The following is a 14,380-nucleotide window of genomic DNA, read 5'->3' as shown; positions in this document are numbered from 1 at the left end:
GAAGAGGCCACACCCGTTCCCATGCCGAACACGGAAGTTAAGCTCTTCAGCGCCGATGGTAGTTGGGGGCTTCCCCCTGTGAGAGTAGGACGTCGCTAGGCACAAAGCACAATCCAATAGGGTTGTGCTTTTTTAATGCATAAAAAAGTAAATAAACAGTAGGTATTGAAGATCTCGAATTGAAGAGGTAACATTTGTGAATGATTCTCTACTGAATTTAGACCTAAACAATATCTTTAAAGTTTCGACCATAAACTAAATATAGCATAAATTGATTGAGCTTTCTCAAAACAAGTGAAGTAATTTTCTGATCAAATAAGAAAATAGTTAAGAGCTTTGTTATAATAATAATGTACGATATTAATGCTTAGACTTCTATTAATTAGATTTTCTTTTCCTAAACAGACCATATTCTTCGTAATGTGATAGCAATTTTGTCTTTTGTAACCCTGATAAAAAGAGAAGTAAAGTAAAAATAATTGTCACTCGCATAATAAAAACCTCCCAATATAATAAATGCAAAGGGGGGTAATATGGTTACTAATAAAATATTTTGAATAAAATAATATCATTTGATGTAAGAATAGATCAAAACTGTTTAGATCTCACTCAACATAATTTATCAAGTAAAAAAGATATTAAAAAGGTGGAGAGAATTATGACACAACGATTCAATACTAAAACCGTCCATTTCCAAGCAAAAGATGTAGCAAGAAATATGAGTAAAGCACAACCAATTTATCAAACGTCTGCTTTTACTTTTAAGGACTTAGATGATATGGAAAGCTTTTATCAAGGAGAGAAAGAATATCTATACTCAAGATTCGGAAACCCAAATACGGATGATCTAGGTAAAGGTGTGGCCGCTGTTGAAGAAGCTGAGGATGGTGTGGCAACTTCTTCTGGAATGTCAGCAATTCTTGCTGGAATATTAGCGGTTGTAAAACCTGGGGAACATGTTATTGCATCAGAAGATCTATATGGTGGAACGTATCAGCTATTAGCAGTTGAGTTACTGAACCTTGGAATCGAAGTCAGTTTTGTATCTTTTGAAAATAGAGAAGAAATTAAAAATGCTATACAGCCTACGACTAGATTGCTTTATACCGAATCGGTGACTAATCCGTTATTACGTGTAGAAAATTTACAGATGGTACAGGCAATTGCTGAAGAGTTTGGACTTTTATCGATGATTGATAATACGTTTGCGACGCCATTTCTATTACAACCGACAAAGTTTGGAGCAGATCTCGTCATCCATAGTGCAACAAAGTACATAGGTGGGCATAGTGATGTGACCGCTGGAGTGTTAGTAGGGAAAAAAGAATTAATTGAAAAAGCTCGAGTTAAAGTTGTAAGTTTAGGATGTAATTTAAGTCCATTTGAAGCATGGTTAGCGTGTCGTGGCTTAAAGACATTAAGTATTCGAATGGAACGACAATCTAAAAATGCTTTAGCGTTAGCGACTGCATTAAAAACTAATGAAGATGTAAAGAAAGTATATTATCCGACAGAACTCTCTCAAAAAGGAAACGGTGCAATGGTGTCAATAGAGTTAAACTCATCTGTTGATGTCGAGAAGTTTTTCCAGTCTCTAGGATGGATTAAAATTGCACCAACATTAGCTGGAGTTGAAACGACGGTTTCTTATCCAATACGGACTTCCCACCGAACGATACCTGACACAGTACGTGAAAAACTTGGGATTACTAATGGACTTGTCCGTATTTCAGTAGGGATTGAAGACGAGTTAGACATCATTGAAACATTTGAAAGTGCAATAAAAAAAGCTAAGGGATAAATTGTAAGAGGCCGGGATTTTTCTCAGCCTCTTCTCTTACGTTTAGCTATTTTCTAAATTGGGATGATTATCAAAACGACTATCATAGGACATATACTTGAGAAGCTTTTTGTACAAATGAATATTATCTGTTAGTAATAAAATCGGCATAAGGAGGAATGTCATCAATAAAGCAATATTTGCAAGAAAAGCACTCCGAATTAGTAACACAAAATTAGTTTCTGTACTCAAATTCCACCATCCCCTTTTTTATTAAATATTCTTAAAATTCTGTACATATTACAAATTGTACTACATAAATTAAAAATGGACAAGGATCATAAAAATAATATAATATTTCTTGCATAAAGAAATAACATATGGTAAAGTATAATAACTGTTAACAACGACGCATATGCTTCCTAGAAACACGAGAAGAGGAAGGAACAGTCGAAGACACCAACGAAGCCAAAATCATCATCCATTAACTTTATAACGACGCGGGGTGGAGCAGTCTGGTAGCTCGTCGGGCTCATAACCCGAAGGTCATAGGTTCAAATCCTATCCCCGCAACCAATACCATTACTGCATCTATGGCTAGAAACATCTTGAAAAGTAAAGTAATTAGTACTTAAAGAGTCAGCTATACATAACTATAAATCAATTCAAATCAACAGAAACTCCTTAGGATGACCGTTCCTAAGGATTTTTTTCTATGATTAACAAAAGGGTGAGACAACATGAAGGATGAGTTTTCTTTTATTAATAAAATTACACCTAAACATTTAAATCAACGTGAGTTAATCTACGGGATAGGTGATGATGCGGCTTTATATCGCATTGATAGTGATTATGATGAGGTGGTATGTGTCGATACTATGGTAGAAGATATTCATTTTCGACGTGACACAATGTCTCCTTTTCATGTTGGTTATAAGGCACTGGCAGTTAATATTAGTGACGTAGCTGCCATGGGTGGGGTGCCGTTATTTTATTTAGTGTCTATTTCCGTTCCTAAAGATTGGGAAGAGAAAGCACTATATGAGCTATATGAGGGAATGACAAGCATTGCTAGTCAATACAAAATGGACTTAATTGGTGGGGATACTGTATCAACAAATGATAAACTTGTAGTTTCGATTACTGTCATTGGAAAAGTGGAAAAAGGACGACGATTACTACGAAATCAAGCTAAGCCTGGTGACATCGTTTTTATTACAGGGAATGTGGGAGCTTCTGCAGCGGGATTACATGTACTATTTGAAAAAACCAGACATGGTCGGTTTACAGCTGAAGAAGAATTATTGATCCAAGCTCACCAAATGCCGGAACCGCAAGTGAAAGCCGGTCGTGTGTTAGCCCTCTCTAATTGTCGAATGTCATTAAATGATATTAGTGATGGTATCGCTAGTGAAACAAACGAGATTGCAGAGGCAAGTGGTGTAACAATTATTCTAGATAAAAATAAAATACCAATGCCGTCGATGAGTTTTGTTTGTCAAGAAAAAAGACTAGAATGGGCTTTGTTTGGTGGTGAAGACTTTCAGCTTATAGGTACGATGTCAAAAGAGGATTGGCCGAAAATACATGAAGATCTAGAAAAGCAAGGAGTTACAGCGCGAGTGGTGGGCAAAGTTACTAAAGGCAAAACTGAAGTCTTTTTACAAACAGATGAAAATTTGGTTGAATTAAAGAAGGAAGGCTACAATCATTTTAGTAGATAGGTGAAATGAATATATGGAAAAATACATATTCACGAGTCACTCTCCTAATGATACCTTTGAATTTGGAGAGACATTAGCTAGCCATTTAGTTGCTGGAGACGTTATAACGTTAGAAGGCGATCTAGGTGCGGGTAAAACGAGTTTTACAAAAGGCATTGGAAAAGGATTAGGCGTACAACGGGTAATCAATAGTCCAACATTTACAATTATCAAGGAATACAAAGGGACCATCCCGTTATATCATATGGATGTTTATCGTCTCGCAGATAGTGAAGAAGATTTAGGTTTTGATGAGTATTTTGAAGGTGACGGTGTAACCGTTGTTGAATGGGCGAGTATAATTGAAGAAATGTTACCAGAAGAACGTCTTGATATTTACATATACCACAATGGGAATGAAGAACGGACATTTGAATTACGCCCTCAAGGTGAACGGTTTATTTCGCTGTGTAAGGAGTTATTGTCATGAAAGCAATTGCAATTGATACAACAAATTTAGTTATGGGTATCGCTATAATAGATGGTGAAAAAGTTGTTGGAGAAATGATTACGAATTTGAAGAAAAATCATTCCGTTCGCCTGATGCCTGCAATCTCTGAACTAATGAAAGAAGTCGGCTTCAAGCCTAGTGATCTTGAAAGAGTGATCGTTGCTTATGGACCAGGTTCTTATACTGGGGTTCGAATTGGTGTTACAACGGCAAAAACGTTAGCGTGGACATTAAATATTCCGATTGTTGGAGTTTCAAGTCTCGAAGTCTTGGCTCAAAATGGTCGCTTTTTTAATGGATATATTTGTCCTTTCTTTGATGCAAGGCGTGGCCAAGTATATACAGGCCTATATCAATCAGATGAACAAGATGTTCTTTTAAAAGAAAAAGATCAACTCGCCCTATTGAATGACTGGCTTGAGCCACTTAAAGAAATTGAAAAAAGTGTATTATTCCTTAGTAATGACTTAGCGTTACATAAAGAAAATATTAGATCCGTACTTGGAGATCGCGCCATTTTTCCATATGTTTCAATGCAAAATCCTAGACCTTCTGAACTCGCCCTACTAGGATTACAAAAAGAGCCCGTGAGCAATACGCATGAAATGGTTCCCCGGTATTTGCAACTTGCTGAAGCTGAAGTGAAGTGGTTAGAAGCACAAAATAAAGGTGATACAACATGACAGAGCCGAGTATTCGCTTCATGACAGTAGATGACCTTGATCAGGTTCTTATTGTAGAAAAAGATGCTTTTACTGTTCCGTGGAGTCGAACTGCTTTTTATAATGAATTAACAAGCAACCAATTTGCTCATTATGTCGTGATGGAATTGGAAGGGGAGATCATCGGATATTGTGGCGTATGGCTTGTCATGGATGAAGCTCATATTACGAATATTGCTATACTTTCACAATATCGGGGAAACAAATATGGGGAAACGTTACTTTTGTATGTAATGGAACTGGCAAAAATGTATGGGGCATTGAAGATCACACTAGAAGTACGGGTTTCAAATCAAGCAGCGAAAGGCTTATATGAAAAACTAGGGTTTATGCCGGGTGGAATAAGGAAAAATTACTATACAGACAATTTAGAAGATGCATTAGTCATGTGGGCGGTGTTAAAAAATGAAGAATGAACTAATCTTAGCTATTGAGACGAGCTGTGATGAAACGTCAGCAGCTGTAATAAAAAATGGTACGGAAATCCTTTCAAACGTAGTTTCGTCGCAAATTGAAAGCCATAAACGGTTTGGTGGAGTCGTTCCAGAGATTGCATCCCGTCATCATGTTGAGAAAATGACGTATATATTTGAAGCAGCAATGGAAGAAGCCAATGTCACTTTCTCGCAGTTAGATGCGATTGCGGTCACAGAAGGACCAGGCTTAGTGGGTGCTTTATTAATGGGAGTAAATGCAGCAAAAGCACTTGCATTTGCACACGACCTACCCTTGATAGGTGTTCACCATATCGCAGGTCATATTTATGCAAATCGATTAGTAAAAGAAATGGAATTTCCATTGCTTGCCTTAGTCGTATCGGGTGGACATACCGAGCTTGTTTATATGAAAGACCACGGCTCTTTCAAGGTGATTGGTGAAACGAGAGACGATGCAGTTGGGGAAGCCTATGATAAGGTGGCAAGAACGTTAAACTTGCCTTATCCAGGTGGACCGCATATTGATAAGCTCGCGCATGTTGGAAAAGCAACAATTGATTTACCAAGAGCATGGTTGGATCCTGAATCTTATGAATTTAGTTTTAGTGGTCTGAAATCAGCGGTCATTAACACACTTCATAATGCAAAACAGCGTGGTGAAACAATTGAGCCTGCTAATTTAGCTGCAAGCTTCCAAGAAAGTGTGATCGATGTATTAGTGACAAAAACGAAAAGAGCTGCAGAAGAACTTCAAGTAAAGCAACTTTTACTTGCTGGCGGGGTTGCGGCTAATCGTGGGCTGCGTAAGCGATTAGAACAGGAGTTTGAACAGGTTGAGATCGATTTAATTATTCCACCGCTCTCACTATGTACAGACAATGCGGCGATGATTGGTGCGGCTGCTAGTATTATGTTGAAAAAAGAACGATTTGCAAATTGGGCTTTAAATGCAAATCCTGGACTTGAGTTAGATAACGATGAATAGAAGTTTAAATCCCGTCTCTTCAGTCTATGCTGAAAGAAGGGATTTTTTTATAGAATAAGAAAATATAAATTTCGAAGATGTCTAGCTTTAGCGCCCAGCATCTAGTGGACTTTGCTCTCCTCCTGACGATAAGTCAACATCGCCTCGTTAGCACTCGGCGTGTTTCCTTTATCTCATACGGAGGTCGCTACGGTCCAACAAACGTGTCCAAAAATCAGGACACTTTAATTGCTGGCCCTCCAGCGCTTGTCGCCGATAAGCAGCCACCTTCCGCTTTTCAATGTGGAAAAAACTTATCCACAATTATGTGTATAAAGTGGATAAGTTCGTGAATAACTTATTTTAAAGGGATATTTAGTGTTTATAAATTTATGTGGATAAACATGTGGGTAATGTTGATAACTTTTGTGAAAACGGAAAAATCAATGGTTATCCTGTGTATAACGTTGTGGGTAGTGTGGATATGTCAGAAAATTTGTTCATAAATTGAGGAGAGTCTGTGTGAAAAAGCGTTGGATATTCGTAATTAGCGTATTAGTTGCCATGTTATTAACAACTAATGTGAAAGGTTTTGAACAACCACAAACACTTATTCTTATTGTAGTTCCTGATTTCTCTTTTGAGGAGGCTGAGTGGCTATTAGAGTATGGGGATCGCAATTTGTGGAGAACGGCCGGTTTTGCTGCCTTGAATGTACGGCCTGATGGAAGTTATTCATACTTAAATAATACAGTTTCACTAAGTTCAGGTATACGTGGTGTCGGCGTTGACCATTGGAATGCGTTTGAACAAGGAGAGATCATTGACGGAAGAAAGGTAGAAGATCTACTTTTACAATGGACAGGAAGTTATCCACAAAATAGTTTACTTCATCCTTATTTCCACAAGCTAGTTGAAAAAAATAATGAAACAACCTTTCGGGCGCCGATTGGAATCTTAGGAGAAACGTTAAAACAAGGTGGAATTGAACGCTATGTTCTCGGTACTAGTGACTTAACTCATGATCAACGAATTCGTTATGGATCATTGTTTGCTGTGGACAAAAAAGGGGCGGTTCAAGGGAAGTTAACTGAAGTAGTGAAAATAAACACTAAATCTCCAGCTGGATTAAAAATGGACATAAATCACTTACTTGAAGAGATCGTTAGGTTTGAAAAGGATAGTGAAAAATCATTTATTGTCGTCGAGTGGGGAGATTTGCATCGTTTATTTACTGAGAGAAACATGATGACAGACGATCAATTTGTGAAAAACTATGAAAAAGCACTTCGTTCACTCGAAACTTTTATTCAAATGGTTGTGAATAATGACAGTCAAAATGTGATGATGCTATCACCAATGATGCATGCTGAAGCGTACAAAAAGAAGAAGCAATTAAGTCCTTTTTTTTTCTGGAATACGAGTCACGATAAGCCAATGGAGCTCTATTCACAAACGACCAAGCAAAGGTACATTATTAGTAATGTGGATATCGTACCAACCATTTTATCCACATACGATATTCGACCACCTGCGGAATTACCAGGATCTCCGCTCGACCTTATTGAGCGACCAAATGAAATATATGAAGACATCATGAATAATGTGAATTGGATGTTTAAAATTTATAGTACTCGAAGTGTCGTATTATCTAGTTATATTACGTTACTCGTTATTATGTTACTTGGTGTAGGCTTTTTGCTGTTGCGAAAAAAAGCAAACCCTCGCTGGATCCATATCGGAAAAGTATTATTATTAGCTGCTGTTAGTTCACCGATTTGGTATCTTCTTTTATCAAAGGTACTGTTGTATGTACATAGCGGTTACTACTTTTGGCTGTTAACCCTATTATCCATCATATTTGGTTGGATTCTGATGAGGTATACGAAGTACCCGCTTGTTATTTTAGGTGCGATACAGTTCGTTGCAATCTCTTTAGATTTGTGGATGGGTTCTCCATTAATGCAAAGGTCCTACTTAGGTTATGATCCAATCATTGGGGCAAGATATTATGGCATTGGAAATGAGTATGCAGGCGTATATATGATCTCTGGATTACTGATGTTAATTCCTTTTTGGAAAGCATCTAAGAAGATGTTTTTCATTGTAACAACCAGCTTATTTGGCTTTTTAATTATTATGCTAGGAACTAGTTTTCTTGGCACAAATGCAGGAGCAACCTTATCAGCTGCGATTGCCTGGGGGTTTATTGCAGTAAAGCATAGTTTTATTATGAAAAAGTGGAAATTGTGGTTGCCGGTTCTTCTTTTTGGCATTCCTGTTCTTTCGCTTATGCTTCTGTTTTTACTTCAAATGACTGGAAATCCGACGCATATTGGTTATGCATTTGAACGAATATTGAGCGGTGATGTTTCCTATATGACAGATGTAATTAAAAGAAAACTACAAATGAACTGGAAAATTTTTAAGTTTTCCAACTGGACACAGCTATTTGTTACTTCCTACATTTTAATGGGGATCATATTGTGGCGGCAAAAAAATTGGATTAAAAATGAGCGTGAAAAAGATATATTGCAAACGATGCTCGTTGCTTCCGTTGCGTTATTGTTATTAAATGACTCAGGTGTCGTTGCAGCAGCAACATCGATGTTTTTAATTGTAGCGGCAAGTTATTTTTGGTTACTTGAAGAAAAAGAAGTGGATGCTTAACTTTTTCTTTACCTAAAATGGACTTTTTCTACTATTAAGGATTCTTCAACAAATAATCCCCACTTCATCTGAGTGATGAGGTGAGGACTATATTTATTCCTGAAGTTGTTCCCATTCCGTTAGAAGCTGGTCTATCTTTTCTTGATGTGTATCAATTTGTTGCTGTAGAGTTGCTGCCTTTTCGAGGTCTTCATAAACAGAAGGCTCACATAACGCTTGTTCCCACTCAGCTACTTCTGCTTCCATCTGATCAATAGAGACTTCAATTTCTTCGATCCGTCGTTGTCTCTGCCGCTCTTTTCGTTTCGCTTCTTTATCTATGTGGAAGCTTTGTTTATCTTTCTTAGCTGTTTCATCATTTGTTTGCTCGTTTACAGAGAGTTCTTGTAACTGACGAGCTTCTTCTTTTTTATGCAAATAATAATCGTAATCGCCAAGATAATTCGTAATTTGTTGATGGGAAAGCTCGATAATGCGAGTTGCCATACGGTTTAAGAAATAACGGTCATGCGAAACGAAAAGAATCGTTCCTGGATAATCGATGAGAGCAGATTCCAATACTTCTTTACTATCTAAATCAAGATGGTTGGTAGGCTCATCGAGTATGAGGAAATTGGCTTTTTTCAGCATTAATTTTGCTAAGGCGAGACGTGCTTTTTCCCCGCCACTTAAATCTGAGACAATCTTTAAGACATCGTCGCCACTAAAAAGAAAGTTTCCTAGTACAGTTCGAATTTCTTTTTCTTGCATGAGTGGAAATTCATCCCATAGTTCCTGAATAACTTGCTTATTTGATGTTAATTTTGCTTGTTCTTGATCATAATAACCAATAGCTACGTTACTTCCATAGGAAATATTTCCTGATAATGGTTGTAATTCCTTTGTGATAATTTTCAGCAAGGTAGATTTTCCAATTCCATTTGGACCGATTAATGCGACACTTTCACCGCGATTTAGTTGAAATGTAATGTCTTCAAATAAAGGATCTTTATAACCACCAGAAAGAGCTTGTACTTTTAATACTTCGTTCCCAGTTTGTTTTTCGATACCAAACGCGAAGTTCGCTGATTTTTCATTGCCTTGAGGTCGGTCAAGACGGTCCATTTTATCTAGTGCTTTTTTTCGACTTTGCGCTCTTTTTGTTGTAGAAGCCCTTGCAATATTACGTCTAACGAAATCTTCTAATTTAGCGATCTCTTCCTGCTGTTTTTCAAAAAGTTTTAGCTCTTGTTCATAGCGTTGCGCCTTTTCTTCAAGATAGTCACTATAATTTCCTTTAAATTTTGTCGATTTTGTTCTAGACAATTCATAAACATGATCGACGACTTTATCTAAGAAGTAACGATCATGGGAAACGATAAGTACGGCTCCTGGGTAGTTAGTTAAATATTGTTCCAGCCAACTGAGTGTTTCAATATCGAGATGGTTCGTTGGTTCATCGAGAATGAGCAAATCTGGTTTTGTTAATAATAGTTTACCGAGAGCGAGTCGAGTTTTTTGACCACCACTGAGAGTAGAAATTTTAGTAGAATAGTCAAAGTTAGCAAAATTCAGTCCAGCTAGTACCGAACGGATATCAGCTTCATATTGATATCCACCTTCATCTTTAAATGTAACTTGGAGCTGATCGTACTCCTGTAAAATTTTATCGTAATTTTCATGACTCGGATCGGCCATTTTCTCCTCAAGCATTCTTAGGGTTTGCTCTTTTTTTTGAAGCTCGGCAAAAACTGTTAACATTTCGTCCCAAATGCTAAGCTCCGATTCTAATCCAGTATCTTGGGCGAGATAACCGAGTTTTACGCCTTTTGGAATAATCAATTCGCCGGAGTCAAATGACGTATGACCAGCAATGATTTTTAATAACGTAGACTTGCCGGCACCATTTCGTCCGACAAGGGCAATTCGTTGTTTAGATTGTATTTCAAACTTTATATTTGTTAAGATCGGCTCTGCGCCGAATGATTTGGTTAAATTGACACATTGTAATAAGATCATAAGATAAATCCTTCCTACCGATAGGGTTGTTCAAAAGTCCAGGAAAAATCTCCGGCGAATTTCTTCGTTGGTTTGCTGCTCCGTTCCTCACGTATTAAAAACATACGCTCAGGTACTCGCAGTTGCACCGCCTTGAACTTCTTGGATCTATTTGTCCTCCTTTTGAACTAAAAATAAAAGGTTGTTCAAAAGTGAATTAAATTTAGTGTACCTTATCAAACGTTATTCAACAACTTCATGAACAGTGATTTAAAACAATTACATGAAGAGAAAAATAGTGTACAATATGACATGTAACATCCTGAATGGTGAAAACCTTGGAGGCGATCTATGAAATTTGAACAACCAAAAATTCCGCAAGCAACAGCGAAACGATTGCCCTTATATTATCGATACTTAGAGAATCTTAATGCTTCAGGAAAACAACGTGTTTCGTCTTCAGAGTTAAGTGAAGCAGTAAAAGTAGATTCAGCGACGATTCGTCGTGATTTTTCTTACTTTGGTGCATTAGGTAAAAAAGGGTATGGGTATAATGTTAATTATTTATTGTCGTTTTTTCGTAAAACTTTAGATCAAGATGAGTTAACAAAGGTTATACTCATTGGAGTTGGTAATCTCGGAACAGCGTTCTTAAATTATAATTTTTCTAAAAATAATAATACAAAAATTGAGATGGCTTTTGATGTGGATGAAGCAAAGGTAGGGAAAGAAATTGGCGGGGTTAAGATTTATAATTTATCAAAGCTTGAAGAGCAGTTAGACCCCGATGTGACGGTTGCTATTCTGACAGTGCCAGCTCAATCAGCTCAAAAAATTGCTGATCGACTCGTATCGGTAGGAATAAATGGTATTCTCAATTTTACGCCAGCACGATTAACAGTTCCAGATAATGTTAGGGTTCACCATATTGATCTTTCAGTTGAACTTCAAGCGCTTATTTATTTTTTAAAGCATTATCCACTATAATAGGGGATAGGCTTATAAATTGATGTATTTTTGATTATATAGAAAGTTATTAACTAGGAGGTGGATCATATGCCATTAGGACCAGGAAGTTTGATCTTGATCGCATTAGTAGCGTTATTAATCTTTGGACCGAAAAAATTACCTGAACTAGGAAAGGCAGCAGGAAATACATTACGTGAATTTAAAAATGCTACAAAAGGGTTAGCTGATGAAGACGAAGATAACAACAAGAAAAATGAGAAACAAAAATAGTTAGGATGGGTAATTCATGGAACAGAAAGACATGTCTGTGTATGATCATATCGGCGAGTTGCGTAGACGGTTAATTATTGTATTCGTCTTTTTTATTATCGCCTTTGTGATTGGATTATTTATAGCCAAGCCGATCATCACATTTCTTCAAAGTGCACCGACTGCTCAAGACATTCCAATGAATGCCTTTAAGCCGATTGACCCACTTAAGGTTTATATGACATTTGCGCTTTTTAGTGCATTTTTACTCGTTTTTCCAGTCATTTTATATCAGCTTTGGGCATTTATCAGCCCTGGTTTACATGAAATTGAAAGAAGAGTAACTTTAGCCTATATTCCGATTGCATTTCTGTTATTCCTAGCTGGGATTTCGTTTTCGTATTTCATCTTGTTTCCATTTGTCATTCAATTTGTCGGTACGTTAGCAGGGCAACTAGGAATTAATGAAATGTATGGGATTAATGAATATTTTACATTTCTCTTTCAATTAACTATTCCGTTTGGGGTATTGTTCCAAATGCCAGTTGTTATTATGTTCTTAACACGATTAGGAATTGTTACTCCATTCTTTCTAATGAAATTTCGAAAATTTGCTTACTTTATCCTTCTCGTGATCGCGGGTTTAATTACACCGCCTGAATTACTTTCTCATTTAATGGTAACTGTACCATTGTTGTTACTGTATGAGATTAGTATCATTATTTCAAGAATATCGTTTCGTAAAGCGCAACGTCTTGAAGAGAAGCGGTTGAAAGAACAAGAACAGGCGGAAAGTGAAAATCATGGGTAGACTGCATTCGTCGGATGCAGTCTTTTTTTAAGTAATAATTTTCTTAATGTCTAGCTTCAGCGCTCACCGACTAGCGAGACTTCCCTCACCGCCGTACGATAAGTCAACATCGGCTCGCTAGCGCTTCTCCGTGTTTCCTTTATCTCCTGCGGTTCAGTCCAGTCCGTACGTCGGTGAACGAGCGCTTGCGCTTTTCTTGTCTAGCTTCAGCGCCCAGCGTCTAGTGGACTTCGCTTTCCTCCTTACGATAAGACAACATCGGGGCGCTTACGCTTTTCTTATTGTCTCTATGGTGCTGACACCATTCTTTTGTTGGAGTACCATTGACAAAAGTCTTTATGGGTTTTACGATGGTTTTACTGTACTAAAGTGATGAAATCTAGGGGTTGAAGTGATGAAACAATTTCAGATGAGCCAGACAATGACTGAGCTTCCGAAGCAGTATTTTGCAAGTCTCGTGGCGAAGGTAGGGTCTCTTATAAAAGAGGGGGCCGATATTATTAATCTCGGACAAGGAAATCCGGATCAACCAACACCAGAACATATTGTAGCAAGTCTCAAAGAAGCAGCTGATCGTCCAAAATATCATAAGTATTCACCGTTTCGTGGGTATCCATTTTTAAAAGAAGCGGTAGCAGAATTTTATAATAGAGAGTATGGTGTTGAGCTTGATCCAGAAAAAGAAGTCTGTATTCTTTTTGGAGGAAAAGGTGGACTTGTTGAAATTAGTCAGTGTTTATTAAACCCAGGTGATGTTGCCCTCGTACCAGACCCAGGTTATCCAGATTATTGGTCTGGGGTAGCGCTTGCTGGAGGTCAATTGGAAATGATGCCGCTACAAACGGAAAATGACTTTCTTCCTGATTATCGACGGATTGAAGAAGAGGCGTTAAAAAAAGCAAAGCTTATGTTCTTGAATTATCCGAATAATCCGACAGGAGCGACGGCTACAAAGGCATTTTTTGAAGAAACCGTTTCATTTGCTAATCAGCACGAATTTTGTGTCGTCCATGATTTTGCTTATGGCGGGATAGGTTTTGGTGGCCAGAAACCAATAAGTTTTTTACAATCCGACGGTGCAAAAGAGGTCGGAATTGAAATTTATACATTATCGAAGACATATAATATGGCAGGATGGCGAGTTGCGTTTGCTGTTGGTAATGCCTCGATCATCGAAATGCTTAATCTCTATCAGGATCATATGTACGTGAGCCTGTTTGGGGCGATTCAGGAAGCTGCGGCAACTGCACTACTTAGTCCACAAACGTGTGTAGAAGAACTCGTCAAGAAGTATGAAGGGCGCAGGAAAGTACTGATCGAAGGTTTACAGTCTATCGGTTGGGACGTAGAGGCACCGAGTGGTTCGTTCTTTGCATGGTTACCGTGTCCTGAAGGAATGAGTTCAGAAGAATTTGCTGATATCCTCTTATATAAAGCACATATTGCGGTTGCACCAGGACGCGGGTTTGGTGAAAGTGGAGAAGGCTACATTCGTGTTGGCCTTTTAGAAGATGAAGAGCGGCTAATAGAAGCGGTGGAGCGTATTCGTAAACTAGAGCTTTTTTAATAGAAGGAGGGTGCAGTTTT

The 14,380-nt window shown here is 37.8% G+C and carries 13 protein-coding genes, 1 tRNA gene and 1 rRNA gene; 13 read left to right on the top strand and 2 right to left on the bottom strand.

Going from position 1 to position 14,380, the window contains the following annotated elements; translation table 11 throughout:
- Positions 1-101, top strand: a 5S ribosomal RNA gene (gene rrf, locus J0N78_RS21080); the annotation flags it as partial.
- Between the two features lie 557 nt (positions 102-658).
- A complete protein-coding gene (locus J0N78_RS21075; protein ID WP_209125105.1) occupies positions 659-1,801 on the top strand; it encodes a trans-sulfuration enzyme family protein in 1,143 nt (380 codons plus the stop codon).
- A gap of 42 nt (positions 1,802-1,843) precedes the next feature.
- On the opposite strand, the gene J0N78_RS21070 is transcribed toward J0N78_RS21075, so the two are convergent.
- Complete coding sequence (locus tag J0N78_RS21070; protein WP_209125104.1) at positions 1,844-2,032, bottom strand: hypothetical protein; 189 nt, start codon at positions 2,030-2,032, stop codon at positions 1,844-1,846.
- A 247-nt stretch (positions 2,033-2,279) separates the two neighbouring features.
- Here J0N78_RS21070 and J0N78_RS21065 point away from each other — a divergent pair.
- From J0N78_RS21065 to J0N78_RS21035, 7 genes are all read left to right on the top strand, one after another.
- Positions 2,280-2,356, top strand: a tRNA-Met gene (locus J0N78_RS21065).
- Positions 2,357-2,520: 164 nt separating this feature from the next.
- Entirely contained in the window at positions 2,521-3,504 is a 984-nt protein-coding gene (gene thiL, locus J0N78_RS21060; protein WP_209125103.1) for a thiamine-phosphate kinase, read from the top strand.
- Positions 3,505-3,517: 13 nt separating this feature from the next.
- Positions 3,518-3,973 carry a tRNA (adenosine(37)-N6)-threonylcarbamoyltransferase complex ATPase subunit type 1 TsaE gene (tsaE, locus tag J0N78_RS21055; protein ID WP_209125102.1) on the top strand — a complete coding sequence of 152 codons (456 nt, stop codon included), beginning with the start codon at positions 3,518-3,520 and terminating at the stop codon, positions 3,971-3,973.
- On the top strand, positions 3,970-4,677 hold the full coding sequence (gene tsaB, locus J0N78_RS21050; RefSeq protein ID WP_209125101.1) for a tRNA (adenosine(37)-N6)-threonylcarbamoyltransferase complex dimerization subunit type 1 TsaB: 708 nt from the start codon (positions 3,970-3,972) through the stop codon (positions 4,675-4,677). The genes tsaE and tsaB overlap by 4 nt, the downstream gene beginning before the upstream one ends.
- On the top strand, positions 4,674-5,132 hold the full coding sequence (gene rimI, locus J0N78_RS21045) for a ribosomal protein S18-alanine N-acetyltransferase (RefSeq protein ID WP_209125100.1): 459 nt from the start codon (positions 4,674-4,676) through the stop codon (positions 5,130-5,132). Before tsaB ends, rimI begins: the two co-directional genes overlap by 4 nt.
- Positions 5,122-6,138 carry a tRNA (adenosine(37)-N6)-threonylcarbamoyltransferase complex transferase subunit TsaD gene (tsaD, locus tag J0N78_RS21040; RefSeq protein ID WP_209125099.1) on the top strand — a complete coding sequence of 339 codons (1,017 nt, stop codon included), beginning with the start codon at positions 5,122-5,124 and terminating at the stop codon, positions 6,136-6,138. The genes rimI and tsaD overlap by 11 nt, the downstream gene beginning before the upstream one ends.
- Positions 6,139-6,639: 501 nt before the next feature.
- A complete protein-coding gene (locus J0N78_RS21035) occupies positions 6,640-8,787 on the top strand; it encodes a DUF2339 domain-containing protein (protein WP_209125098.1) in 2,148 nt (715 codons plus the stop codon).
- A gap of 93 nt (positions 8,788-8,880) precedes the next feature.
- Here the strand turns inward: J0N78_RS21035 and J0N78_RS21030 are convergent, their stop codons facing one another.
- Positions 8,881-10,785, bottom strand: coding sequence for an ABC-F family ATP-binding cassette domain-containing protein (locus tag J0N78_RS21030; RefSeq protein WP_209125097.1), 1,905 nt, complete (start codon positions 10,783-10,785; stop codon positions 8,881-8,883).
- Between the two features lie 330 nt (positions 10,786-11,115).
- On the opposite strand from J0N78_RS21030, the gene J0N78_RS21025 reads away from it, so the two are divergent.
- The 4 genes from J0N78_RS21025 to J0N78_RS21010 all read left to right on the top strand — a co-directional run bounded on the left by J0N78_RS21025 (position 11,116) and on the right by J0N78_RS21010 (position 14,360).
- On the top strand, positions 11,116-11,751 hold the full coding sequence (locus tag J0N78_RS21025) for a redox-sensing transcriptional repressor Rex (protein WP_209125096.1): 636 nt from the start codon (positions 11,116-11,118) through the stop codon (positions 11,749-11,751).
- 69 nt (positions 11,752-11,820) lie between these two features.
- Positions 11,821-12,003 (top strand): twin-arginine translocase TatA/TatE family subunit, encoded by a 183-nt coding sequence (locus J0N78_RS21020; RefSeq protein WP_209125095.1) that lies wholly within the window; start codon positions 11,821-11,823, stop codon positions 12,001-12,003.
- 16 nt (positions 12,004-12,019) lie between these two features.
- Complete coding sequence (gene tatC / locus J0N78_RS21015) at positions 12,020-12,793, top strand: twin-arginine translocase subunit TatC (protein ID WP_209125094.1); 774 nt, start codon at positions 12,020-12,022, stop codon at positions 12,791-12,793.
- Positions 12,794-13,187: 394 nt separating this feature from the next.
- Complete coding sequence (locus tag J0N78_RS21010) at positions 13,188-14,360, top strand: pyridoxal phosphate-dependent aminotransferase (protein WP_209125093.1); 1,173 nt, start codon at positions 13,188-13,190, stop codon at positions 14,358-14,360.
- The last annotated feature ends 20 nt before the right edge of the window (positions 14,361-14,380 follow it).

This window comes from Alkalihalobacillus sp. BA299 (assembly GCF_017745675.1).
Taxonomy (GTDB): Bacteria; Bacillota; Bacilli; order Bacillales; family Bacillaceae_F; genus Alkalihalobacterium.
This window is presented reverse-complemented; position numbering and strand designations above follow the sequence as displayed.